The sequence below is a fragment of the Streptococcus mitis genome (assembly GCF_905187535.1).
In the GTDB taxonomy this organism is placed as follows: domain Bacteria; phylum Bacillota; class Bacilli; order Lactobacillales; family Streptococcaceae; genus Streptococcus; species Streptococcus mitis_BS.
In genome coordinates, this window is record NZ_CAJJIE010000028.1 from 90,239 (window position 1) to 114,398 (window position 24,160).

The 24,160-nt window shown below is 41.0% G+C and carries 22 protein-coding genes and 1 pseudogene; 20 read left to right on the plus strand and 3 right to left on the minus strand.

Annotated elements, in window-relative coordinates; genetic code table 11:
- The first annotated feature begins 10 nt into the window (after positions 1–10).
- Positions 11–2,026: an ATP-dependent DNA helicase RecG gene (gene recG / locus JQ841_RS03910; RefSeq protein WP_203180166.1), complete on the plus strand. Its 2,016-nt coding sequence runs from the start codon at positions 11–13 to the stop codon at positions 2,024–2,026.
- Positions 2,027–2,635: 609 nt separating this feature from the next.
- Here the strand turns inward: recG and JQ841_RS03915 are convergent.
- Both JQ841_RS03915 and JQ841_RS09920 read right to left on the minus strand, forming a co-directional pair.
- Positions 2,636–3,559, minus strand: coding sequence for an Rpn family recombination-promoting nuclease/putative transposase (locus JQ841_RS03915; RefSeq protein ID WP_203180167.1), 924 nt, complete (start codon positions 3,557–3,559; stop codon positions 2,636–2,638).
- Between the two features lie 135 nt (positions 3,560–3,694).
- Positions 3,695–3,901 (minus strand): annotated as a pseudogene (locus JQ841_RS09920) (GNAT family N-acetyltransferase); the annotation flags it as partial.
- A gap of 286 nt (positions 3,902–4,187) precedes the next feature.
- Between JQ841_RS09920 and JQ841_RS03920 the strand changes: the two are divergent.
- The 11 genes from JQ841_RS03920 to JQ841_RS03970 all read left to right on the plus strand — a co-directional run bounded on the left by JQ841_RS03920 (position 4,188) and on the right by JQ841_RS03970 (position 13,455).
- Positions 4,188–5,168: an acetylxylan esterase gene (locus JQ841_RS03920; protein WP_203180168.1), complete on the plus strand. Its 981-nt coding sequence runs from the start codon at positions 4,188–4,190 to the stop codon at positions 5,166–5,168.
- Positions 5,169–5,367: 199 nt separating this feature from the next.
- Positions 5,368–6,066 (plus strand): N-acetylmannosamine-6-phosphate 2-epimerase, encoded by a 699-nt coding sequence (locus tag JQ841_RS03925; protein WP_203180169.1) that lies wholly within the window; start codon positions 5,368–5,370, stop codon positions 6,064–6,066.
- A 114-nt stretch (positions 6,067–6,180) separates the two neighbouring features.
- On the plus strand, positions 6,181–7,509 hold the full coding sequence (locus JQ841_RS03930) for an ABC transporter substrate-binding protein (RefSeq protein WP_203180170.1): 1,329 nt from the start codon (positions 6,181–6,183) through the stop codon (positions 7,507–7,509).
- A gap of 221 nt (positions 7,510–7,730) precedes the next feature.
- On the plus strand, positions 7,731–8,597 hold the full coding sequence (locus JQ841_RS03935; protein WP_161683542.1) for a carbohydrate ABC transporter permease: 867 nt from the start codon (positions 7,731–7,733) through the stop codon (positions 8,595–8,597).
- Between the two features lie 15 nt (positions 8,598–8,612).
- Positions 8,613–9,452, plus strand: coding sequence for a carbohydrate ABC transporter permease (locus tag JQ841_RS03940; protein ID WP_001192119.1), 840 nt, complete (start codon positions 8,613–8,615; stop codon positions 9,450–9,452).
- 171 nt (positions 9,453–9,623) lie between these two features.
- On the plus strand, positions 9,624–10,076 hold the full coding sequence (locus JQ841_RS03945; protein ID WP_000575448.1) for a NanQ anomerase/TabA/YiaL family protein: 453 nt from the start codon (positions 9,624–9,626) through the stop codon (positions 10,074–10,076).
- 18 nt (positions 10,077–10,094) lie between these two features.
- Positions 10,095–10,739: a DUF624 domain-containing protein gene (locus JQ841_RS03950; protein WP_203180171.1), complete on the plus strand. Its 645-nt coding sequence runs from the start codon at positions 10,095–10,097 to the stop codon at positions 10,737–10,739.
- Positions 10,740–10,911: 172 nt separating this feature from the next.
- On the plus strand, positions 10,912–11,829 hold the full coding sequence (locus tag JQ841_RS03955) for a dihydrodipicolinate synthase family protein (protein WP_203180172.1): 918 nt from the start codon (positions 10,912–10,914) through the stop codon (positions 11,827–11,829).
- A 17-nt stretch (positions 11,830–11,846) separates the two neighbouring features.
- Positions 11,847–12,731: an ROK family protein gene (locus JQ841_RS03960; protein WP_203180173.1), complete on the plus strand. Its 885-nt coding sequence runs from the start codon at positions 11,847–11,849 to the stop codon at positions 12,729–12,731.
- 96 nt (positions 12,732–12,827) lie between these two features.
- Positions 12,828–13,115 carry a type II toxin-antitoxin system RelB/ParD family antitoxin gene (relB, locus tag JQ841_RS03965; protein ID WP_000020413.1) on the plus strand — a complete coding sequence of 96 codons (288 nt, stop codon included), beginning with the start codon at positions 12,828–12,830 and terminating at the stop codon, positions 13,113–13,115.
- Positions 13,105–13,455, plus strand: a complete 351-nt coding sequence (locus tag JQ841_RS03970) for a type II toxin-antitoxin system RelE/ParE family toxin (RefSeq protein WP_033676577.1) — start codon at positions 13,105–13,107, stop codon at positions 13,453–13,455. Before relB ends, JQ841_RS03970 begins: the two co-directional genes overlap by 11 nt.
- A 61-nt stretch (positions 13,456–13,516) precedes the next feature.
- Here JQ841_RS03970 and JQ841_RS03975 read toward each other — a convergent pair whose 3' ends face one another.
- Entirely contained in the window at positions 13,517–14,368 is an 852-nt protein-coding gene (locus tag JQ841_RS03975) for a MurR/RpiR family transcriptional regulator (protein ID WP_203180174.1), read from the minus strand.
- A gap of 191 nt (positions 14,369–14,559) precedes the next feature.
- Here JQ841_RS03975 and pbp2b point away from each other — a divergent pair, with 191 nt between their 5' ends.
- The 8 genes from pbp2b to ftsZ all read left to right on the plus strand — a co-directional run bounded on the left by pbp2b (position 14,560) and on the right by ftsZ (position 24,159).
- Positions 14,560–16,617 carry a penicillin-binding protein PBP2B gene (gene pbp2b / locus JQ841_RS03980; RefSeq protein WP_203180175.1) on the plus strand — a complete coding sequence of 686 codons (2,058 nt, stop codon included), beginning with the start codon at positions 14,560–14,562 and terminating at the stop codon, positions 16,615–16,617.
- A gap of 10 nt (positions 16,618–16,627) precedes the next feature.
- Positions 16,628–17,224 (plus strand): recombination mediator RecR, encoded by a 597-nt coding sequence (gene recR / locus JQ841_RS03985; protein ID WP_000966754.1) that lies wholly within the window; start codon positions 16,628–16,630, stop codon positions 17,222–17,224.
- Between the two features lie 175 nt (positions 17,225–17,399).
- Positions 17,400–18,443: a D-alanine--D-alanine ligase gene (locus tag JQ841_RS03990; protein WP_203180176.1), complete on the plus strand. Its 1,044-nt coding sequence runs from the start codon at positions 17,400–17,402 to the stop codon at positions 18,441–18,443.
- Positions 18,444–18,527: 84 nt separating this feature from the next.
- Entirely contained in the window at positions 18,528–19,901 is a 1,374-nt protein-coding gene (locus JQ841_RS03995; RefSeq protein ID WP_203180177.1) for a UDP-N-acetylmuramoyl-tripeptide--D-alanyl-D-alanine ligase, read from the plus strand.
- Positions 19,888–20,499: an NUDIX hydrolase N-terminal domain-containing protein gene (locus tag JQ841_RS04000; RefSeq protein ID WP_203180178.1), complete on the plus strand. Its 612-nt coding sequence runs from the start codon at positions 19,888–19,890 to the stop codon at positions 20,497–20,499. The genes JQ841_RS03995 and JQ841_RS04000 overlap by 14 nt, the downstream gene beginning before the upstream one ends.
- Positions 20,500–20,589: 90 nt before the next feature.
- Complete coding sequence (locus tag JQ841_RS04005; protein ID WP_203180179.1) at positions 20,590–21,294, plus strand: YwaF family protein; 705 nt, start codon at positions 20,590–20,592, stop codon at positions 21,292–21,294.
- 214 nt (positions 21,295–21,508) lie between these two features.
- A complete protein-coding gene (ftsA, locus tag JQ841_RS04010; RefSeq protein WP_203180180.1) occupies positions 21,509–22,888 on the plus strand; it encodes a cell division protein FtsA in 1,380 nt (459 codons plus the stop codon).
- A gap of 17 nt (positions 22,889–22,905) precedes the next feature.
- Positions 22,906–24,159 (plus strand): cell division protein FtsZ, encoded by a 1,254-nt coding sequence (ftsZ, locus tag JQ841_RS04015; protein ID WP_203180181.1) that lies wholly within the window; start codon positions 22,906–22,908, stop codon positions 24,157–24,159.
- The last annotated feature ends 1 nt before the right edge of the window (position 24,160 follow it).

Sequence of the window (24,160 nt, forward strand, 5' to 3'; positions counted from 1 at the left end):
GGAGTGGAGCATGAATCTACATCAACCCTTGCATGTCTTACCTGGTGTGGGACCAAAGTCAGCAGAAAAATACGCCAAACTAGGAATTGAAAATTTGCAAGACCTCTTGTTCTACTTTCCTTTCCGTTATGAAGACTTTAAGACTAAGCAGGTGCTTGAATTGGAGGATGGTGAAAAGGCGGTTCTTTCTGGTCAAGTTGTGACTCCTGCCAGTGTCCAGTATTATGGTTTCAAGCGCAATCGCCTGCGTTTTAGCCTCAAGCAGGGAGAAGTCGTTTTTGCGGTTAATTTCTTTAACCAGCCCTATCTGGCTGATAAGATAGAGTTGGGAGCAACTCTTGCCGTCTTTGGAAAATGGGACCGTGCCAAGGCTAGTCTGACAGGGATGAAGGTCCTGGCTCAGGTGGAAGATGACCTCCAGCCTGTCTATCGTTTGGCTCAAGGAATCAGTCAGGCCAGTTTGGTTAAGGCCATCAAGACGGCTTTTGATCAGGGACTGGACCTCTTGATAGAGGAAAATCTTCCCCAGTCTTTGCTGGACAAATACAAACTCATGTCCCGTTGTCAGGCAGTCCGAGCTATGCATTTTCCAAAGGATCTGGGAGAATACAAGCAGGCCCTTCGCCGTATCAAGTTTGAGGAACTCTTTTACTTTCAAATGCAGTTACAGACGCTCAAGTCTGAAAATAGAGTTCAGGGAAGCGGTCTGGTTCTGGATTGGTCTCAGGAAAAAGTGACAGCAGTAAAGGAAAGCCTGCCTTTTGCCCTGACTCAAGCTCAGGAAAAAAGTTTGCAGGAAATTTTAACTGATATGAAGTCGGACCACCATATGAATCGTCTCCTACAAGGTGATGTGGGGAGTGGAAAAACTGTGGTCGCTGGTTTGGCAATGTTTGCGGCGGTAACAGCTGGCTATCAAGCTGCCCTAATGGTGCCGACAGAAATCCTAGCAGAGCAACACTTTGAGAGTTTGAAGAGTCTCTTCCCAGACTTGAAACTGGCTCTTTTGACAGGTTCCTTGAAAGCTGCAGAAAAAAGAGAAGTCTTGGAGACCATTGCCAAGGGTGAGGCTGATTTGATTATCGGAACTCATGCTCTGATACAAGATGGGGTGGATTATGCTCGTCTTGGTTTGATTATCATCGATGAGCAGCACCGTTTTGGTGTGGGGCAAAGGCGTATTTTACGGGAAAAAGGGGACAATCCTGATGTTCTCATGATGACGGCAACTCCCATTCCACGAACCTTGGCTATCACAGCCTTTGGCGATATGGATGTTTCCATTATTGACCAGATGCCAGCAGGGCGGAAGCCTATTGTGACGCGCTGGATCAAGCATGAGCAACTGCCTCAGGTCTTGACTTGGTTAGAGGGAGAAATCCAAAAAGGTTCACAAGCCTATGTCATATCTCCCTTGATTGAAGAATCAGAAGCTCTGGATTTGAAAAATGCTATTGCTTTATCAGAGGAGTTGACAGCTCATTTTGCAGGGAAGGCAGAAGTGGCTCTTCTACACGGTAAGATGAAGAGTGATGAAAAAGACCAGATTATGCAGGAGTTCAAAGAGAGAAAGACTGATATTTTGGTTTCGACGACGGTTATCGAGGTCGGGGTTAACGTTCCCAATGCGACCGTTATGATTATTATGGATGCCGATCGCTTCGGTCTCAGCCAGCTCCACCAGCTCAGGGGTCGTGTCGGTCGGGGAGATAAGCAGTCCTATGCTGTTCTCGTTGCCAATCCCAAGACGGATTCTGGGAAAGACCGCATGCGCATCATGACGGAAACGACCAATGGATTTGTCCTTGCGGAGGAAGATTTGAAAATGCGTGGTTCAGGTGAAATTTTTGGAACCAGACAGTCAGGACTTCCAGAGTTTCAAGTGGCTGATATTATCGAAGATTTTCCGATTTTAGAAGAAGCCAGAAAGGTTGCTAGCTACATTAGTTCTATAGAAGGCTGGCAAGAGGATCCAGAGTGGCGCATGATTGCCCTTCATCTGGAAAAGAAAGAACATCTAGATTAAGCTTTCTCTAAGGAAAACTTAAGCTAGCTTTCAGGTTTCGCCCTTATACTAGAGTCATCAAAAAGAAACGAGGACTCTCAGATGACAGTAACGATTAAAGTAAATTACCAAACCACTTTCCAAAAGAAAGAAGCAAAAAACTAAGATTGAATAGAAGGAAGAAAGAGCGAAATGCTCTTTTTTGTTTCTAAAAGCACAATTTATTGAATCTAAAATAGCACACTGCGGATTCTAAAAAAATTCTAGAAATTATAGTAGATTGAATCTGGAATAGTACACCTAGTTTTCTAAAATATTTTTAGAAATTAGTTTGAATTCCGCGATCAATTTGTTCAGTTTTTATTTCATTTAACTATAATTTGACTTTCCTAATTTCTTTGTTCATATCTTATTTCAATACACTATATCTTAATATTTCAGAGCCAACATCTAGCATAACTAAAAAAACAGATTCTTCCATCTATTACGGAAAAATCTGTCATTGATTTAATGATTTACAAAAACTCCAACCACGGCTTGCGAACCTCGTCTTTGCTGGTTCCTCTATATTTTTTTAATTCCAAAAATGCCATCTTGACTAGATGATGTTCTTGACAGTTAGTGCTGGTCTTACAACAATGCCTCAAACTCAGCGACAGTCATGCCCAATTGTTGACTGGCAACTTCAGAAGGCAAAAGACCTTGACGGACTAGATTTAGTAGCATAGACAAACTTCCTTCAACTTTTCCACGCTCCAGTCCCTGTTCAATACCACGTTCCAACCCCTGTTCAATCCCTTCTGCCCTAGCAGTTTCCAAGGCATAATCATGAGCCAATAATGCCTGTTCTTCACGCATACGTAGTTGACTAAACATTTTCCTGTCCTCCTCGGACCAGCTCTTGTAGTCTAGCAGTTGGTCTGCCTGGCTGATGGCTCGCTCGGGTTCCTGGGTAAAGGGTTTATTACCGAAAAACTCCAACCACGGCTTGCGAACCTCGTCTTTGCTGGTTTCTTTGTATTTTTTTAATTCCAAGAACGCCATCTTGACCAGATGGTTTTCTTGTCCATTGTTTGTGATGGTTAAGACCTCACCTGTCATGTCTTCGCGCATACTAAAACTGTGAAAAGCCAAATCATCCGAGAAGTAATTACTATCCACGATTGCGATAGCGTATACTGGGGCAATATGTTTGTAACTCTGATGAGTGTCACCTTCACGTTGGCGAATTTTTTCGAGGTTTTGATTAACCTGACTGCATAGATAAGCCCACAGGCGATTGATGAAAAAATTCTGATGATGCACCTGAATCTCAATAATTACTTGCGTCCCATTGTCCAACTCCGCCAAAACATCTATACTGGTATAGAAATCCTGCGCCGAGTACGGCAGGGAAGGCAAGACATGAATGTTACTTCCCTCCAAAATGGTTACATTTTTGGCTGGCAAGTCCAGCATATCGCGAATAAATTGACAAGTGATTTCTGGATTGCTAAAAATTTTCTTAGCAACCAAGTCATTGGTTGGGCTGATGCCCGGATGTCTGAGAATCATCCATTCCCTCCTTCTATTATACCATATTTTAAAATCTAATTTTGCTAGATTCAATGGTTCTATCTATTTATTCGGAAAAAAGAGGATAAATGAAATAGTAAATAAAAAATAAGAACAGCGGATAAGCAATAAATTTTAAGATTCTCTGTCTTCTCCGCTTATCTGATAACAAATAAGGTTCGCAATATAGCCTTTTCTCTCTACCCCATTTGCAACAGTCTTTAGATAGGACATTCCAGTCTTATCCATAACATGACCTGAAGCTGGGTTGAGACTGGTATATCGTGCTTTGACTTTTTGAAAACCTGCTTGAGTAAAACAGAAGTCTAAGCTAGCTTTCAGGTTTGGCCCTTATACTAGAGTCATCAAAAAGAAACGAGGACTCTCAGATGACAGTAACGATTAAAGTAAATTACCAAACCACTTTCCAAAAGAAAGAAGTAAAAACTAAGATTGAATAGAAGGAAGAAAGAGCAGGGATGCTCTTTTTTGTTTCTAAAACTACTTTCAGTCTATCATTCCAAAAATAAAGAATCTAAAATCACTTTCTATTTGCTTTTCTTTCTTGCATTGCTTTCTTAGATATGCTACAGTGGTGGTAGCGATTACAAAAATGAAGGAGCATGTTATGAAAAATCCAGCTTTGTTAGAAGAAATCAAGACTTATAAAGGAAGGGACGAGGTTCCACAAGACTTTGATGCTTTCTGGGATGAGGAAGTGAAAAAAGTTTCAACTCTTCCAGCCTACCAGTTGGAGGAAAGAGATTTCCACATTCCCAAAGTCAAGTGCTATGAGTTAACCTTTGAAGGAACAAATGAAGGCAAGGTCTATGCACGTGTCGTTCTTCCAAAGAGTGAGGGGAAAGTTCCTCTAATCTTCCATTTTCATGGTTATATGGGACGTGGTTGGGACTGGGCTGACATGCTGGCCTTCACCGTAGCTGGTTACGGTGTTGTTTCCATGGACGTTCGAGGCCAGTCGGGCTATTCGCAAGACGGAATGCGTTCTCCTCTTGGAAATACGGTGAAAGGGCACATTATCCGTGGTGCAGTGGAAGGTCGGGATCACCTCTTTTATAAGGATGTTTATCTGGATATTTACCAGTTGATTGAAATTATTGCCAGTCTACCTCAGGTGGATGAGAATCGACTTTCAAGTTATGGTGCCTCACAAGGAGGGGCTCTAGCCTTGGTTGCGACAGCGCTCAATCCTCGAATTCAGAAAACAGTTGCCATCTATCCTTTCCTGTCAGACTTCAGACGGGTGCTTGAGATTGGGAATACTAGCGAGGCTTACGACGAACTTTTTCGTTATTTCAAGTTTCACGACCCCTTCCATGAAACTGAAGAGGAAATCATGGAGACCCTTGCCTATATCGATGTGAAAAATCTTGCACATCGTATCAAGGGTGAGGTCAAGATGATTACGGGCTTGGACGATGATGTTTGCTATCCTATTACCCAGTTTGCGATTTACAATCGTTTGACTTGCGATAAGGCCTATCGCATCATGCCTGAGTATGCTCATGAAGCCATGAATGTATTTGTCAATGACCAAGTCTACAACTGGCTCTGTGGTAGTGAGATACCTTTTAAATATGTGAAGTGATGAATGAGAGAGCAGAGTAGCTCTCTTTTTCAGTCTAGAAAAGATGACTTAAAATAGATACCTCTCTGAAACTACTTTCAGAAACGGCTGTTCTATAAAATACTTTTGAAACTGAAATCTATTCTATCACAAAGTATTGAAAGCGCTTAACAAATGATATATAATGACCTCATAAGAACAAAGAAAAGGAGGAAAGAGGATGCCACAGATTACTAAAGAAGCCTTGATTGCACAAATCAAAGATGGAATCATCGTTTCTTGTCAGGCCCTTCCTCACGAACCGCTTTATACAGAAGCGGGAGGAGTCATTCCCTTGCTGGTCAAAGCGGCTGAGCAAGGTGGAGCAGTCGGTATCCGAGCAAATAGTGTTCGCGATATCAAGGAAATCAAGGAGGTCACAAACCTTCCAATCATTGGGATAATTAAACGAGATTATCCACCGCAAGAACCCTTCATCACGGCTACGATGAAAGAAGTTGATGAATTGGCAGAACTTGACATCGAGGTGATTGCTTTGGATTGTACCAAGCGTGAACGCTACGATGGTTTGGAAATTCAAGAGTTCATTCGACAGGTTAAGGAAAAATATCCTAACCAGCTCTTGATGGCTGATACAAGTACTTTCGAAGAAGGACTTGTAGCTGTTGAAGCAGGAATTGACTTTGTCGGAACAACCTTATCAGGCTACACATCTTACAGTCCAAAAGTGGATGGTCCCGATTTTGAATTAATCAAAAAACTTTGTGATGCTGGCGTAGATGTCATTGCAGAAGGAAAAATCCATACACCAGAACAAGCCAAACAAATCCTAGGATATGGAGTGCGAGGTATTGTTGTTGGTGGCGCTATTACTAGACCAAAAGAGATCACAGAACGCTTCGTTGCTGGTCTCAAATAACACAATCTAAAAACAGAGGAGAGTGGTGGATGCGTCGGATAAAATGAAAACGTATACAAATGCAATCTTACTCATTATCCAATATGGATACGCTTATCAATTAGGAGAATACAAATGAAATTTAGAAAACTAGCTTGTACAGTACTTGCGGGTGCTGCGATTCTTGGCCTTGCTGCATGTGGTAATTCTGGTGGAAGTAAAGATGCTGGAAAATCTGGTAGCGATAGTGGAAAAACAGAAATCACTTGGTGGGCATTCCCAGTCTTCACTCAAGAAAAAACTGGTGACGGTGTTGGAACATATGAAAAATCAATCATCGAAGCGTTTGAAAAAGCAAATCCAGATGTAAAAGTGAAATTGGAAACCATCGACTTTAAGTCAGGTCCTGAAAAAATCACAACAGCTATCGAAGCAGGAACAGCTCCAGACGTACTTTTTGACGCACCAGGACGTATCATCCAATACGGTAAAAATGGTAAATTGGCTGAGTTGAACGACCTCTTCACAGACGAATTCGTCAAAGATGTTAACAACGAAAATATCGTACAAGCAAGTAAAGCTGGGGACAAAGCTTACATGTATCCAATCAGTTCAGCACCATTCTACATGGCTATGAACAAGAAAATGTTGGAAGAAGCTGGAGTTGCAAACCTTGTAAAAGAAGGTTGGACAACTGATGATTTTGAAAAAGTTTTGAAAGCGCTTAAAGATAAAGGTTATACACCAGGCTCATTGTTCAGTTCAGGTCAAGGGGGAGACCAAGGAACACGTGCCTTCATCTCAAACCTTTACGGCGGTTCTGTAACAGATAAAGATGTAACAAAATATACAACTGATGATCCTAAATTCGTCAAAGGTCTTGAAAAAGCAGCTAGCTGGATCAAAGACGGTTTGTTGAACAACGGTTCACAATTTGACGGTGGAGCAGATATCCAAAACTTTGCCAACGGTCAAACATCTTACACAATCCTTTGGGCACCAGCTCAAAACGGTATCCAAGCTAAACTCTTGGAAGCAAGTAAAGTAGAAGTGGTAGAAGTACCATTCCCATCAGATTCAGGTAAACCAGCTCTTGAATACCTTGTAAACGGATTTGCAGTATTCAACAATAAAGACGACAAGAAAGTTGCAGCATCTAAGAAATTCGTTCAATTCATCGCGGATGACAAAGAATGGGGTCCAAAAGACGTTGTTCGTACAGGTGCCTTCCCAGTTCGTACTTCATTTGGCAAACTTTATGATGACAAACGTATGGAAACAATCAGTGGTTGGACTAAATACTACTCACCATACTACAACACTATCAATGGTTTTGCTGAAATGAGAACACTTTGGTTCCCAATGTTGCAATCTGTATCAAATGGTGACGAAAAACCAGCGGACGCTTTGAAAGCCTTCACTGAAAAAGCTAACGAAACAATTAAAAAAGCTACAAAACAATAAGCACTAAATCAGATTGACTCCTCCCTTTTCCCTGTGCATAGTCTATGTAAGAAAAGGGAGGATTTTGTTTGAAATGGTAGGAACTGTCACGAAATTAAAATGAAGTTCTTACATAAGCGAATCTTAAAAAATTTCATTTTGATTTTAAAACAGTTCAAGAAAATCCAAAATATTCTATTAGTGAAAGAGAGGTGCCGACTGTGAAAGTCAATAAAATTCGTATGCGGGAAACAGTGATTTCCTACGCTTTCCTAGCACCAGTATTATTTTTCTTTGTCATCTTTGTATTGGCTCCTATGATTATGGGATTCATTACAAGTTTCTTTAACTACTCAATGACTAAATTTGAGTTTGTGGGCTTGGACAACTACATTCGCATGTTTAAAGACCCTGTCTTTATGAAGTCTTTGATCAATACCGTGATTCTGGTTATTGGATCTGTACCAGTTGTTGTTCTATTCTCACTCTTTGTAGCATCTCAGACCTATCATCAAAATGCCATTGCCCGTTCTTTCTACCGTTTCGTCTTCTTCCTTCCTGTTGTAACAGGTAGTGTTGCCGTAACAGTTGTTTGGAAATGGATTTATGACCCACTATCAGGGATTCTAAACTTTGTCCTTAAGTCAAGCCACATCATCAGCCAAAATATTTCTTGGTTGGGAGATAAAAACTGGGCTTTGATGGCGATTATGATTATCCTTTTGACAACATCTGTTGGTCAGCCAATTATCCTTTATATCGCGGCCATGGGAAATATTGACAATTCATTGGTGGAAGCGGCGCGTGTTGATGGTGCGACTGAATTGCAAGTTTTCTGGAAGATTAAATGGCCAAGCCTTCTTCCAACAACTCTTTACATCGCAATTATTACAACAATTAACTCATTCCAATGTTTCGCCTTGATTCAGTTGTTGACATCTGGTGGTCCAAACTATTCAACAAGTACACTTATGTACTACCTTTACGAAAAAGCCTTCCAATTGACAGAATACGGCTATGCAAATACCATCGGTGTCTTCTTGGCAGTCATGATTGCTATCGTAAGCTTTGTTCAATTTAAAGTACTTGGAAACGACGTAGAATACTAAAGAAAGGAGACAGCTATGCAATCTACACAAAAGAAACCTTTAACAGCTTTCACTGTTATTTCAACTATTATCTTGCTCTTGTTGACCGTGCTGTTCATCTTTCCGTTCTACTGGATTTTGACAGGGGCCTTCAAATCACAGCCTGATACCATTATGATTCCGCCACAATGGTTCCCTAAAATGCCAACCATGGAAAACTTCCAACAACTCATGGTGCAAAACCCTGCTATGCAGTGGATGTGGAACTCTGTGTTTATCTCATTGGTAACCATGTTCTTAGTCTGTGCGACGTCATCTCTAGCAGGTTATGTATTGGCTAAAAAACGTTTCTATGGGCAACGCATTCTATTTGCCATCTTCATCGCTGCTATGGCGCTTCCAAAACAAGTTGTCCTTGTGCCATTGGTACGTATCGTCAACTTCATGGGAATCCATGACACTCTTTGGGCAGTTATCTTGCCTTTGATTGGATGGCCATTTGGGGTCTTCCTTATGAAACAATTTAGCGAAAACATCCCAACAGAATTGCTTGAATCAGCTAAAATCGACGGTTGTGGTGAGATTCGTACTTTCTGGAGCGTAGCCTTCCCAATTGTGAAACCAGGATTTGCAGCCCTTGCAATCTTCACTTTCATCAATACTTGGAACGACTACTTCATGCAGTTGGTTATGTTGACTTCACGTAACAACTTGACTATCTCACTCGGGGTTGCGACCATGCAGGCCGAAATGGCAACCAACTATGGTTTGATCATGGCAGGGGCAGCCCTTGCAGCTGTGCCAATCGTAACAGTCTTCCTTGTCTTCCAAAAATCCTTCACACAAGGTATTACTATGGGAGCTGTTAAAGGTTAAGAAAAGTAAACTGGTGTGTCAAGATGGCGGAAGTAGTCTTGGCATACTATGGGAATATAGAGTTATAAGTGTCTACAAAATGGAGGGTATGCAGTTACTTTATGAAGTTTTGTTAGACACTTATCAACTTAAGAATGATTTTAGTTAACTATCAGAAACGAAGGAAAGAGTATGATTTTTGACGATTTGAAAAATATTACCTTTTACAAGGGGATTCATCCTAATCTAGACAAGGCTATCGACTATCTCTATCAACATCGTAAAGATTCTTTCGAGTTAGGAAAGTATGAGATTGACGGGGACAAGGTCTTTCTAGTTGTTCAGGAAAATGTCCTCAATCAAGCTGAAAATGATCAATTTGAGCATCATAAAAACTATGCAGATTTGCATTTGCTGGTAGAAGGACATGAATATTCTAGCTACGGTTCACGTATCAAAGATGAAGCAGTAGCATTTGACGAAGCGAGTGACATTGGCTTTGTTCATTGTCATGAACACTACCCACTCTTGTTGGGTTATCACAATTTTGCGATTTTCTTTCCAGGAGAACCTCACCAGCCAAATGGCTATGCAGGTATGGAAGAGAAGGTTCGCAAATATCTCTTTAAAATTTTGATTGATTAAAAATCAGGAGGAGCAAACATGGCACAAAAAGGAGTAAGCCTTATCAAGGCAGCATTTGATACAGACAACTTTCTCATGCGTTTTAGTGAAAAGGTCTTGGATATCGTCACAGCCAATCTTCTTTTTGTTGTTTCTTGTTTGCCCATCGTGACGATTGGAGTGGCTAAAATTAGCCTCTACGAGACCATGTTTGATATTAAGAAGAGCAGACGAGTGCCTGTCTTTAAAATCTATCTAAGAGCTTTCAAGCAAAATCTGAAACTAGGTCTTCAGTTAGGTCTGCTTGAGTTAGGCATTGTTTTGTTGAGTCTTCTAGACCTCTATCTCTTCTGGGGGCAGACAGCTATGCCTTTCCAAATGGTGAAAGCTATTTGTCTAGGCATTCTTATCTTCCTCACTATCGTGATGCTGGCTAGCTATCCGATCGCTGCGCGCTATGATTTAACTTGGAAAGAAGTGTTACAAAAGGGGCTGATCTTGGCAAGTTTTAACTTTCCTTGGTTCTTCCTCATGTTAGCCATTCTTATACTCATTGTGATGGTTCTTTATCTGTCAGCCTTCAGTCTACTTTTAGGTGGTTCAGCCTTCCTGCTTTTTGGATTTGGACTATTGGTCTTTATCCAGACTGGATTGATGGAGAAAATTTTTGCAAAATACGAATAGGATGGCTTGTTTCTGAAACTACTTTCAAGCTTTAAACGTTTCAAAATACATGTCAAAACTAAAATCTAAGTGTACACAAGATATTGAAAGCGTTTTTCACAAGGTGTATACTAAACACGTAAAGAATAAATCCTGCTTTTAGCAGAAAAAAAGAAATCTTAGGAGAAAATCTATGTCAGATTTAAAAAAATACGAAGGTGTCATTCCAGCCTTCTACGCATGTTATGATGATCAAGGAGAAGTAAGCCCAGAACGTACACGTGCCTTGGTTCAATACTTCATTGATAAAGGTGTTCAAGGTCTTTATGTCAATGGTTCTTCTGGTGAATGTATCTACCAAAGCGTTGAAGACCGCAAGTTAATCTTGGAAGAAGTCATGGCAGTTGCTAAAGGTAAATTGACCATCATTGCTCACGTTGCTTGCAACAATACAAAGGATAGTATGGAACTTGCTCGTCATGCTGAAAGCTTAGGAGTAGATGCTATTGCAACGATTCCGCCGATTTATTTCCGCTTGCCAGAATACTCAGTTGCTAAATATTGGAACGATATTAGTTCTGCAGCTCCAAATACAGACTACGTGATTTATAACATTCCTCAATTGGCAGGGGTTGCTTTGACTCCAAGCCTTTACACAGAAATGTTGAAGAATCCACGTGTTATCGGTGTTAAGAACTCTTCTATGCCAGTTCAAGATATCCAAACCTTTGTGAGTCTTGGTGGGGAAGACCATATCGTCTTCAACGGTCCAGATGAACAGTTCTTAGGTGGTCGTCTCATGGGAGCAAAAGCTGGTATCGGTGGTACTTATGGTGCTATGCCAGAACTCTTCTTGAAACTCAACCAATTGATTGCTGACAAAGACTTGGAAACAGCGCGTGAATTGCAATACGCTATCAATGCAATCATTGGCAAATTGACTGCTGCACATGGAAATATGTATGGTGTTATTAAAGAAGTCTTGAAAATCAATGAAGGCTTGAACATTGGTTCTGTTCGTTCACCATTGACGCCAGTAACTGAAGAGGATCGTCCAGTTGTAGAAGCAGCTGCAGCCTTGATTCATGAAACCAAGGAGCGCTTCCTCTAATCCATAAGGAGGTATTTATGACACACTATGTTGCAATTGATATCGGTGGAACCAACATCAAATATGGTTTGATCGACCAAGAAGGCCAACTTGTTGAATCGTATGAAATGCCAACTGAGGCGCATAAGGGTGGGCCTTATATCTTACAAAAAACCAAAGATATCGTTGCCAGCTATCTAGAAAAAGGCCCAGTAGCAGGTGTTGCTATTTCTTCTGCGGGGATGGTGGATCCTGATAAGGGTGAGATTTTCTATGCTGGTCCTCAGATTCCCAACTATGCAGGAACCCAGTTCAAGAAGGAAATCGAGACGAGTTTTGCGATTCCTTGTGAGATTGAAAATGATGTCAACTGTGCAGGTCTGGCTGAGGCGGTATCTGGTTCAGGCAAGGGAGCGAGTGTCACTCTTTGCTTGACTATTGGAACAGGTATCGGGGGTTGCTTGATTATGGATGGAAAAGTCTTCCATGGTTTTAGCAATTCGGCCTGTGAAGTTGGTTATATGCACATGCAGGATGGAGCTTTCCAAGACTTGGCCTCTACGACAGCCTTGGTGGAGTATGTAGCAGCAGGCCATGGCGATCTAGTTGAACAGTGGAATGGGCGACGCATCTTTAAGGAAGCTACTGAAGGCAACAAGATTTGTATGGCTGGTATTGACCGCATGGTAGACTATCTAGGAAAAGGTCTGGCAAATATTTGCTACGTTGCCAATCCTGAAGTGGTCATTCTCGGTGGCGGTATCATGGGGCAAGAGGCTATCCTCAAACCCAAGATCCGCACAGCTTTAAAAGATGCCTTAGTGCCAAGCCTAGCAGAAAAAACACGATTAGAATTTGCCCATCACCAAAACACAGCAGGTATGTTGGGTGCCTATTATCATTTTAAAACAAAACAATCCTAGTTTGGCCCAGCCAAACTAGGATTTTCTAATCAAGTTCCCTTGACTTTCTTTATAATTGTGAGATAATAAATAAAATATATAAAGGAATTATATAAAATGTCTATAGCAAATTCAAATAAAATTGTGACCTTTCAAGCTAATAGAGAATTGGTAAATGATGCCATGGAAGTGTTAAAAGAAAAAAATCTCTCTCTTTCATCAGCACTTAGATTATTTTTAAAGAATGTTGCCGTAACAAATGAAGTAGATTTACTAAGTGAAGAGGAATTAGAGAAGGAGTATTTATTTAGACAATTACAAGCAGAAGTTCAAGAAAGTTATGCCAAGATTGAGGCTGGAAATTACTTGACAGATGAGGATGTCGTGACACGCTATGGATTATAAAAAATATCGGATTTTGTATTCTCCTAGAGTGATTGATAGTCTGGATAAAATATATCAGTATATAGCGGAGGAAATTGGTTCTGTAGAGGCTGCGAGACGAAAAGTAGCCAATATTAGAAAAGATATTAATCGGCTAGAAATTTTCCCCCAAGCTGGATTTGATGCCGATGAAAAATTTGGTAAGAAATTAGATCCTCACTACCAAACGCGAGGATTGACCTTGAGTAAGGATTACATCGTATTATATACAATTGTTGAGGATACTGTCAGACTTGCTTATTTACTCCCTTCAAAAAGTGATTATATGAAATTATTTAAGACTAAGTCAAGATACGACTAATTCATAATCTAGAAGAGTGATGTTTGGTGATGAATAAAAATCCTAGTTTGGCTCAGCCAAGCTAGGATTTTCTGATACGTTTTTGTCTACGATAGCCGTTGAGTTTTTTATTTTCCCAGTAGCTGTTAAAGATTTTTTCCTTGCTTTCACGATTGATTTCCAAAAAGTAGGCATAAATCAAATCGATAAAGAAGAGCATTGGAAGTTGAGCGGATATTCGTTGGATGTAGGATGACTGACTGTGGGTGGCTACAAGAACAGTCTCTGTATAGGCCTGGCTATCTTTATTGGGAACACTTGTAAAGAGTACAGTCTTTGCCCCCATCTCCTTGGCATCTAATAGGCTATCTAAAATAGAAGGAGTTGTGCCAGAAAGTGAGAAACCGAGTACGAGACAATTTTCGTCCATAATACTGGTTGTCCAGGCAAAGCCGTCTTGATCGGTCAAAGCCTCGCAGACCACACCCAGACGCATGAAGCGCAATTTCATTTCACGAGCAACAAGGCCAGAACTACCTGTTCCGAAGAAGTAGACACGCTCAGCATCTTCAATTAATTGGGCGATTCGTTCTAGTTGGACTTCGTCAATCAAGTCCTGTGTTTGTTCCCGCATACTGCTATAACTTCTAAGGACTCGTTTTGTCAGTGGACTGTGTTTGTGAGAATGGGTGTCCTGTTTCTCTGCTTGGTGTTGGTATTGGAAAATAAATTCTCGATAGCCTGTAAAACCACACTTTTTAGAAAAGCGGGTCAGAGCAGCCTGAGAGATATGTAATTTTTGAGTGACCTGTTGGGAAGATAAATCATCTGCAATGGTTTCAGATTGTAAAAAATAGCGAGCGATTTCTTGCTCTAAATCTGTCATTTCTTCGAAGTGGGAATCAATGATGGTTGCTATATCTGGTTTGTCCATAGAAAGGCTCCTTTAAATGAGTCGTGTTGGAAAAAGACTAGATTATTGAACTTTTACATTCATTATAACATATAATATAGGGATGAATAAATAAAAACGTATCTTACTGTAAAAACGAAAAAAAGCTTCTTGCTTTTCCATAATTTTCTGCTCAAATTGTGGTACAATGAAGAGTAAGATTTTAAATAGAAATGAGACTGATTTGTATGAGAAAATTTGACAGCCATTCGATTCCGATTCGGCTTAATTTATTGTTTTCGATTGTCATTTTGCTCTTTATGGCCATTATAGGTCGCCTGCTTTATATGCAGGTTTTGAACAAGGATTTTTATGAGACAAAATTAGCATCTGCTAGTAAAACAAAGGTGACTACTAGTTCGGCTCGGGGCGAAATTTATGATGCTAGTGGCAAGCCTTTGGTTGAAAATACTGTGAAACAAGTCGTTTCCTTTACTCGAAACAACAAAATGACGGCTGCAGATTTAAAAGAAACAGCCAAGAAGTTGCTGGCTTATGTGGGAGTTACTTCTCCAACATTGACTGATCGACAGTTGGCGGACTATTATCTAGCAGATCAAGATGTATATAAGAAAGCAGTGGAAAGTTTACCACGTGAGAAGCGACTTGATTCTGATGGCAATCAATTATCTGAATCCGAGCTTTACAATAATACTGTTGAAAGTATCGATCCAAGTCAATTGACCTACTCGGATGACGAAAAGAAAGAAATTTATCTCTTTAGCCAACTCAATGCAGTTGGAAATTTTGCGACAGGGACCATTGCGACAGACTCCTTGACAGATACTCAGATTGCCTTGATTGCTTCGGCTTCTAAGAATTTACCTGGTATCAGTATTTCAACTTCGTGGGATCGAAAGGTCCTAGAGACTTCACTTGCGTCTATAGTAGGTAGTGTATCCAGTGAAAAAGCTGGTCTTCCAGCTGAAGAAGCAGATGCTTATATCAAAAAAGGTTATTCTCTAAACGACCGTGTTGGAACCTCTTATCTAGAAAAACAATATGAAGAAACCTTGCAAGGGAAACGCTCGGTGAAAGAAATCCATCTAGATAAGTATGGTAATATGGAAAGTGTCGAAAATATCGAAGATGGTACCAAAGGGAATAATATTAAACTGACTATTGATTTGTCCTTCCAAGATAGCGTGGACAATCTGCTTAAGAGTTACTTCAATTCCGAGCTAGGAAATGGAGGAGCCAGATATTCTGAAGGTGTTTATGCAGTTGCTTTGAACCCAAAAACAGGTGCGGTTTTGTCTATGTCAGGGCTCAAACATGATTTGAAAACGGGGGAGCTAACGCCTGATTCCTTGGGAACAGTAACCAATGTCTTTGTTCCGGGTTCTGTTGTCAAGGCGGCGACCATCAGCTCTGGTTGGGAGAATGGAGTCTTATCAGGGAACCAGACCTTGACAGACCAACCGATTGTCTTCCAAGGCTCAGCTCCGATTAATTCTTGGTACACTCAGGCCTACGGTTCATTCCCGATTACAGCTGTGGAAGCCTTGGAGTATTCTTCTAATACCTATATGGTTCAAACGGCTTTGGGCATTATGGGTCAGACCTATCAACCCAATATGTTTGTTTTAACTAACAATTTAGAATCCGCTATGGGGAAACTTCGCTCGACATTTGCGGAATATGGTCTTGGAGCCTCAACAGGCATTGACCTTCCAGATGAGTCAACTGGTTTTATACCAAAAGAGTATAATTTTGCTAATTACATTACCAATGCATTTGGTCAGTTTGATAACTACACCCCAATGCAATTGGCCCAGTATGTTGGAACAATTGCCAACAACGGTGTTCGGATTGCGCCCCACATTGTTGAGGGGATTTATGGAAATAATGAACAAGGCGGCTTAGGGAACTTAATCCAATCTGTTGAAACCAAGGAAATGAATAAAATTAATATTTCTGAGTCTGATGTTTCCATTCTTCAACAAGGATTTTATCAAGTTTCACATGGTGGTAGTGCTTTGACAACCGGTCGTGCCTTTTCAAATGGCGCAGCGGTATCCATTAGTGGAAAAACAGGTACTGCCGAAAGTTATGTTGAGGGTGGTCAAAAAGCTAACAATACCAATGCTGTGGCCTATGCACCATCAGATAATCCTCAAATCGCTGTAGCTGTTGTCTTCCCTCATAACACCAACCTTACAAATGGTGTCGGACCTTCCATTGCGCGCGATATTATCAACCTCTATAACCAACATCATCCAATGAATTAGAAAGGAACATATGCTTTATCCAACACCTATTGCTAAGCTAATTGACAGTTATTCGAAATTACCGGGTATCGGGATTAAGACGGCTACCCGTCTGGCCTTCTATACTATTGGAATGTCTGATGACGATGTCAATGAATTTGCTAAAAATCTCCTTTCTGCTAAGAGAGAGCTGACCTACTGTTCCATCTGCGGTCGCCTGACTGATGACGATCCTTGCTCTATCTGTACCGATCCGACTCGTGATCAGACAACCATTTTAGTTCTCGAGGATAGTCGCGATGTGGCAGCCATGGAGAATATCCAAGAATACCATGGACTCTATCATGTCTTGCATGGACTCATTTCTCCCATGAATGGTATCAGTCCAGATGATATCAATCTCAAGAGCCTGATGACTCGTCTTATGGATAGTGAAGTTTCAGAAGTGATTGTGGCGACCAATGCTACAGCAGATGGTGAAGCGACATCCATGTATCTTTCACGCTTGCTCAAGCCAGCTGGTATCAAGGTTACGCGTCTAGCACGAGGTCTAGCTGTGGGAGCGGACATTGAGTATGCGGATGAAGTTACACTCTTACGAGCTATTGAAAATCGAACAGAGTTGTAAGTCTAGACAAATGAACACACTCAATTCATTTATACAAAAAATCAAGGAGGCCGACAGTTGTTTTATCGGTCTCTTTTTAGATTTATTGAAGACCAGTATCAGGTTCAAGTTTCAAAAAAGAAGCAAATATGATATACTAAAGAACGAGTATTCTATTAGAATTGGAACAAATAATATGAAACAAACGATTATTCTTTTATACGGTGGACGTAGTGCAGAGCGTGAAGTCTCTGTTCTTTCAGCTGAGAGTGTGATGCGTGCGGTCAACTACGACCGTTTCACAGTCAAGACTTTCTTCATCAGCCAGTCAGGTGACTTTATTAAAACGCAAGAATTTAGCCAGACTCCAGGTCAAGAGGATCGTCTTATGACCAATGAAACCATTGATTGGGATAAGAAAGTTGCACCAAGTGCCATCTACGAAGAAGGAGCAGTGGTCTTTCCAGTCCTTCACGGTCCGATGGGAGAAGATGGTTCAGTTCAAGGATTCTTGGAAGTTTTGAAAATGCCTTATGTTGGTTGTAACATATTGTCATCTAGCCTTGCCATGGACAAAATCACGACCAAGCGTGTGTTAGAATCTGTCGGGATTGCCCAAGTTCCTTATGTGGCCATTGTCGAAGGTGATGATGTGACTGCTAAAATTGCCGAAGTTGAAGAAAAATTGACTTATCCAGTTTTCACAAAACCATCAAACATGGGTTCAAGTGTCGGTATTTCTAAGTCTGAAAATCAAGAGGAACTCCGCCAAGCTTTGGAACTTGCCTTCCGATATGACAGCCGTGTTTTGGTTGAGCAAGGGGTGAATGCCCGTGAAATCGAGGTTGGTCTCTTGGGCAACTACGATGTCAAGAGTACGCTACCAGGAGAAGTAGTCAAGGATGTTGCCTTTTACGACTATGACGCCAAGTATATTGATAACAAGATTACCATGGATATTCCAGCCAAAATCAGTGATGATGTGGTAGCTGTCATGCGTCAAAATGCAGAAACTGCCTTCCGTGCTATTGGTGGCCTCGGTCTATCTCGTTGCGATTTCTTCTATACAGATAAGGGAGAGATTTTCCTAAACGAGCTTAATACCATGCCAGGTTTCACCCAGTGGTCTATGTACCCACTACTTTGGGACAATATGGGAATCAGCTACCCAGAACTAATCGAGCGTTTGGTTGATCTTGCTAAAGAAAGTTTTGACAAGCGCGAAGCGCATTTGCTATAAAAATGAAAGAGAGGGTAGGAGCCAGAACCATCACTGAAAGGTGACTAGAGTTCTCGAGCTTCGACCCTTTTTAAAGGAGTAGAAATGAAATTAACGATCCATGAAGTGGCTCAAGTTGTAGGAGCTAAAAATGATATCAGCATCTTTGAGGACACCCAGTTAGAAAAGGCTGAGTTTGACAGTCGTTTGATTGCGACAGGAGATTTATTTGTGCCACTTAAAGGTGCGCGTGACGGTCATGACTTTATTGAAACAGCCTTTGAAAAGGGTGCAGCAGTAACCTTGTCTGAGAAAGAGGTCGCAAATCATCCCTACATTCTAGTAGATGACGTTTTGGCTGCCTTTCAATCCCTAGCTGCCTATTATCTTGAAAAAACAGCTGTTGATGTCTTTGCGGTCACAGGTTCAAATGGTAAAACAACGACCAAGGATATGTTAGCGCACTTGCTATCAACAACCTACAAAACCTACAAAACTCAAGGCAACTACAATAACGAGATTGGCCTTCCTTACACAGTTCTCCATATGCCTGAAGGAACAGAAAAATTGGTCTTGGAGATGGGACAGGATCACTTGGGAGATATTCATCTCTTGTCAGAATTGGCTCGTCCAAAAACAGCCATCGTGACCTTGGTTGGAGAAGCACATTTGGCCTTTTTCAAAGACCGTTCAGAGATTGCTAAAGGAAAAATGCAAATTGCAGATGGTATGGCATCGGGTTCTTTGCTTTTGGCACCGGCTGACTCTATTGTAGAGGACTACTTGCCAGCTGATAAAAAGGTGGTTCGTTTTGGGCAAGGAGCAGAGCTGGAAATCACAGACTTGATTGAGCGCAAGGACAGTCTGACCTTTAAGGCTAATTTCTTGGAACAAGCCCTCGATTTGCCAGTAACTGGCAAGTACAATGCCACCAATGCTATGATTGCGTCTTATGTTGCCCTACAAGAAGGAGTTTCAGAGGGGCAAATTCGTCAGGCCTTCCAAAATCTTGAATTGACGCGTAACCGTACAGAGTGGAAGAAAGCAACCAATGGTGCAGATATTCTATCAGATGTGTATAATGCCAATCCAACTGCTATGAAGTTGATTTTAGAGACTTTTTCGGCTATTCCAGCCAACGAAGGAGGCAAGAAAATCGCGGTTTTGGCTGACATGAAGGAACTCGGTGACCAGTCTGTTCAGCTCCATAACCAGATGATTTTGAGCCTCTCGCCAGATGTGCTGGATACCGTTATTTTCTATGGGGAAGATATTGCTGAATTGGCCCAACTTGCCAGTCAAATGTTCCCAATCGGCCATGTTTACTACTTCAAAAAAACAGCTGACGAGGACCAATTTGAAGCTCTAGTCAAGCAGGTTAAGGAAAGCCTCAGTGCCAATGACCAAATCTTGCTCAAAGGCTCTAACTCTATGAACCTAGCCAAGTTGGTAGAAAGTTTAGAACATGAAGACAAGTGATTTTGTTAAGTATCTGCAAAGAATGATTGCCCTTACAGATACTGGCTTAACCTTTACAAAAGATCCTTTTGACCGTGAGCGCTACGAGGACTTGCGAAGTCTGTTATCTGAAATGTTGAATCAGGGATCAGACCTGGATGCAGAAGAAGTGGCAGAAATCTTGAAACCAACTTCCGCTTATGCGACTCCTTTAATGGACGTCCGTGCTTGGATTGTTGAGGATGAAAAAATTTGTCTGGTTAGGGGACAAGGAGAGAATGATTGGGCTTTGCCAGGTGGCTTTGGCGAGGTCGGTTATTCACCAACTGAAAATATTCTCAAGGAAATTGAAGAAGAAACCGGTTTTAAAGCCAAAGTTGAAAGACTGATAGCTGTTTTTGATACCAATCGTTTCCAGCTACAGAGCAAACAATATGCAAAGTTTGTTTTTGAATGTAAGCTTCTTGATGGACAATTCCAAGAAAATCAAGAAATTGCTGACCTTCAATTTTTTGCCATTGACCAGCTGCCTAACTTATCTGAAAAACGCATTACCAAGGAGCAAATAGAGATTCTTTGGCAGGTGTATCAAGGTCAGAGGGACCAATATCTTGACTAAGAAGATGATTATCGTATTTCTAAATTCATTTTTGACAAATAGCATGGTATAATAAAATGCAGGAAAATTTTGAATCATGAGGAATACTAGATGAATTTATGGGATATTTTCTTTACAACCCAAGCAACAGAGCCACCCAAGTTTGATCTTTTTTGGTATGTCAGTATATTTACACTCTTGGCCTTGACCTTTTATACAGCCTATCGTTATCGTGAAAAGAAGGCTTATCAACGATTTTTCCAAATCTTGCAGGCAGTTCAGTTAATCCTTCTTTATGGATGGTACGGAGTTAATCATATGCCATTGTCGGAAAGCTTACCCTTTTACCATTGCCGTATGGCTATGTTTGTGGTGCTTTTGCTTCCTGGTCAGTCCAAATATCGGCAGTATTTTGCATTACTAGGAACATTTGGGACATTAGCTGCCTTTGTTTATCCAGTGCCAGATCCCTATCCTTTCCCCCACATTGCCATTTTGTCCTTTATCTTTGGGCACCTAGCTCTCTTGGGAAATTCACTGGTTTATCTCTTGAGACAGTACGATGCGAGAATGTTAGATGTGAAAAGAATTTTTCTCATGACTTTTGCATTAAATGCCTTGATTTTTGTGGTCAATTTGGTAACAGGTGGAGATTACGGATTCTTGACCAAACCGCCATTGGTTGGAAATCATGGATTAGTGGCTAATTATTTGATCGTGTCTGTAGCCTTGTCAGCAGCGATTACTTTGACCAAGAAAATCTTGGAACTATTTTTAGAACAAGAAGCAGAAAAAATGATTGCAAAGAAAGCTTAAATTCAAGCTTTCTTTTTTTCATAAATCTGATTTTTTATAACTTGTTTGGAAGAGAAAAAAAGCTGATGAGAGAATATGAAAAAATGGTAAGTAAATTTAGGAAAAACTAAGCACGATTGGATTTTTTGTGTTATAATATTCTGTGAATAGCTATGCCCTATTTTAGCTATTTTGAATAGAAGTTAGAAACTTGGAAGAGAGAGGATGCGATGTAATGGCTAGAGATGGTTTTTTTACAGGCTTAGATATCGGAACTAATTCGATTAAGGTATTGGTTGCCGAGCTTAGAAATGGTGAACTAAATGTAATTGGTGTAAGTAATGCCAAGAGTAAAGGTGTAAAGGATGGGATTATCGTTGATATTGAAGCAGCAGCAACTGCTATCAAGTCAGCTATTTCCCAAGCAGAAGAGAAGGCTGGCATTTCAATCAAATCTGTGAATGTTGGTTTGCCTGGAAATCTTTTGCAAGTAGAACCAACTCAAGGAATGATTCCAGTTACATCTGATACAAAAGAAATTACAGATCAAGATGTCGAGAATGTTGTCAAATCAGCCTTGACAAAGAGCATGACACCAGATCGTGAAGTCATTACGTTTATTCCAGAAGAATTTATCGTAGATGGTTTCCAAGGTATTCGTGATCCACGTGGCATGATGGGTGTTCGTCTTGAAATGCGTGGTTTGCTTTACACAGGTCCACGTACTATTCTTCACAATTTACGTAAGACAGTTGAGCGCTCAGGTGTTCAAGTTGAAAATATTATTATTTCGCCATTGGCTTTGGTTCGTTCAGTCTTGAACGAAGGTGAGCGTGAGTTTGGAGCTACTGTGATTGATATGGGAGCAGGGCAAACAACTGTTGCTACAATCCGTAACCAAGAACTCCAGTTTACAAATATTCTTCAAGAAGGTGGAGATTATGTCACAAAAGATATCTCTAAAGTCTTGAAGACTTCACAAAAACTAGCTGAAGGATTGAAATTGAACTATGGTGAAGCCTATCCTTCACTTGCAAGTAATGAAACCTTCCAAGTTGAAGTGATTGGTGAAGTAGAGCCTGTAGAAGTTACAGAAAGCTATCTAGCAGAGATTATTTCAGCTCGCATTAAACACATTTTTGAACAAATCAAACAAGAGTTGGAAAGAAGACATTTGTTGGATCTTCCAGGTGGAATTGTTCTGATTGGTGGAAATGCTATTTTGCCAGGTATCGTAGAACTTGCACAGGAAGTCTTTGGTGTTGGTGTCAAACTTTACGTTCCAAATCAAGTTGGAATTCGTAACCCTGCCTTTGCTCATGTGATCAGCTTGTCTGAATTTGCTGGTCAATTGACTGAAGTACATTTATTAGCGCAACGAGCAGTCAAGGGTGAAGATACCTTGCGTCATCAACCAATTAATTTCGGTGGGATGATTCAACGTGTTACGCAGGTAGCACAACCTACCCCAATTCAACCAGTTCAAAATACTGAGGTAGAACCATCAGCTTCTACGAACGTAGTTGCTCCGAAAGAAGATAAAGTATCTTCTCAAAATAAACCAAAAATCGCAGATCGTTTCCGTGGCTTAATCGGAAGCATGTTTGATGAATAAAAGAGGAAAAATAAACTATGACATTTTCATTTGATACAGCAGCAGCTCAAGGTGCAGTTATTAAAGTAATCGGTGTTGGTGGAGGTGGCGGTAACGCCATTAACCGCATGGTTGACGAAGGTGTTGCCGGCGTTGAATTTATCGCAGCAAACACAGATGTACAAGCTTTGAGTAGTACTAAAGCAGAGACAGTAATTCAATTGGGTCCTAAATTGACTCGTGGTTTGGGTGCTGGAGGTCAACCTGAAGTTGGTCGTAAAGCTGCTGAAGAAAGCGAAGAAACATTGACAGCTGCTATCAGTGGAGCGGATATGGTCTTCATTACTGCTGGTATGGGAGGTGGATCAGGTACTGGTGCGGCTCCTGTTATTGCCCGTATTGCTAAAGATTTGGGTGCTCTTACAGTTGGTGTTGTGACACGTCCTTTCGGTTTTGAAGGAAGCAAACGTGGTCAATTTGCTGTTGAAGGAATCAACCAACTTCGTGAACATGTAGATACCCTATTGATTATTTCAAATAACAACTTGCTTGAAATTGTTGATAAGAAAACTCCACTTCTTGAAGCTCTTAGCGAAGCAGATAACGTACTTCGCCAAGGTGTTCAAGGGATTACAGATTTAATCACAAATCCTGGATTGATTAACCTTGACTTTGCCGATGTGAAAACAGTTATGGCAAATAAAGGGAACGCCCTAATGGGTATCGGTATCGGTAGTGGTGAAGAACGTGTGGTAGAAGCAGCTCGTAAGGCAATCTACTCACCACTTCTTGAAACAACTATTGACGGTGCTGAGGATGTCATCGTCAACGTTACTGGTGGTCTCGACTTGACTTTGATTGAGGCAGAAGAAGCATCAGAAATCGTCAATCAAGCAGCTGGTCAAGGAGTGAACATCTGGTTGGGAACATCTATTGATGAAAGCATGCGTGATGAAATTCGCGTAACAGTTGTTGCAACTGGTGTTCGTCAAGATCGTGTTGAAAAAGTTGTTGGACATGCACCAAAACAAGCAGTTCGTCATGAACAAGCAAGCCCAAGTCATGCACGTAACCACGATCGTCACTATGACATGGCTGAAACTGCAGAAATTCCAAGTCCAGCACCTCGTCGCACAGAAACTTCTCAAACTTCAGCATTTGGTGATTGGGACTTGCGTCGTGAGACAATTGTCCGTCCGACTGATTCAGTTGTATCACCAGTTGAACGTTTCGAAGCACCATCTTTAGAAGAGGACGAATTAGAAACTCCTCCATTTTTCAAAAATCGTTAAG

Bases quoted from the DNA above. Each gene is read 5' to 3' on its own strand.
- recG (WP_203180166.1), top strand. From the start codon at position 11: ATGAATCTACATCAACCCTTGCATGTCTTACCTGGTGTGGGACCAAAG.
- JQ841_RS03915 (WP_203180167.1), bottom strand. From the start codon at position 3,559: ATGATTCTCAGACATCCGGGCATCAGCCCAACCAATGACTTGGTTGCT.
- JQ841_RS03920 (WP_203180168.1), top strand. From the start codon at position 4,188: ATGAAAAATCCAGCTTTGTTAGAAGAAATCAAGACTTATAAAGGAAGG.
- JQ841_RS03925 (WP_203180169.1), top strand. From the start codon at position 5,368: ATGCCACAGATTACTAAAGAAGCCTTGATTGCACAAATCAAAGATGGA.
- JQ841_RS03930 (WP_203180170.1), top strand. From the start codon at position 6,181: ATGAAATTTAGAAAACTAGCTTGTACAGTACTTGCGGGTGCTGCGATT.
- JQ841_RS03935 (WP_161683542.1), top strand. From the start codon at position 7,731: ATGCGGGAAACAGTGATTTCCTACGCTTTCCTAGCACCAGTATTATTT.
- JQ841_RS03940 (WP_001192119.1), top strand. From the start codon at position 8,613: ATGCAATCTACACAAAAGAAACCTTTAACAGCTTTCACTGTTATTTCA.
- JQ841_RS03945 (WP_000575448.1), top strand. From the start codon at position 9,624: ATGATTTTTGACGATTTGAAAAATATTACCTTTTACAAGGGGATTCAT.
- JQ841_RS03950 (WP_203180171.1), top strand. From the start codon at position 10,095: ATGGCACAAAAAGGAGTAAGCCTTATCAAGGCAGCATTTGATACAGAC.
- JQ841_RS03955 (WP_203180172.1), top strand. From the start codon at position 10,912: ATGTCAGATTTAAAAAAATACGAAGGTGTCATTCCAGCCTTCTACGCA.
- JQ841_RS03960 (WP_203180173.1), top strand. From the start codon at position 11,847: ATGACACACTATGTTGCAATTGATATCGGTGGAACCAACATCAAATAT.
- relB (WP_000020413.1), top strand. From the start codon at position 12,828: ATGTCTATAGCAAATTCAAATAAAATTGTGACCTTTCAAGCTAATAGA.
- JQ841_RS03970 (WP_033676577.1), top strand. From the start codon at position 13,105: ATGGATTATAAAAAATATCGGATTTTGTATTCTCCTAGAGTGATTGAT.
- JQ841_RS03975 (WP_203180174.1), bottom strand. From the start codon at position 14,368: ATGGACAAACCAGATATAGCAACCATCATTGATTCCCACTTCGAAGAA.
- pbp2b (WP_203180175.1), top strand. From the start codon at position 14,560: ATGAGACTGATTTGTATGAGAAAATTTGACAGCCATTCGATTCCGATT.
- recR (WP_000966754.1), top strand. From the start codon at position 16,628: ATGCTTTATCCAACACCTATTGCTAAGCTAATTGACAGTTATTCGAAA.
- JQ841_RS03990 (WP_203180176.1), top strand. From the start codon at position 17,400: ATGAAACAAACGATTATTCTTTTATACGGTGGACGTAGTGCAGAGCGT.
- JQ841_RS03995 (WP_203180177.1), top strand. From the start codon at position 18,528: ATGAAATTAACGATCCATGAAGTGGCTCAAGTTGTAGGAGCTAAAAAT.
- JQ841_RS04000 (WP_203180178.1), top strand. From the start codon at position 19,888: ATGAAGACAAGTGATTTTGTTAAGTATCTGCAAAGAATGATTGCCCTT.
- JQ841_RS04005 (WP_203180179.1), top strand. From the start codon at position 20,590: ATGAATTTATGGGATATTTTCTTTACAACCCAAGCAACAGAGCCACCC.
- ftsA (WP_203180180.1), top strand. From the start codon at position 21,509: ATGGCTAGAGATGGTTTTTTTACAGGCTTAGATATCGGAACTAATTCG.
- ftsZ (WP_203180181.1), top strand. From the start codon at position 22,906: ATGACATTTTCATTTGATACAGCAGCAGCTCAAGGTGCAGTTATTAAA.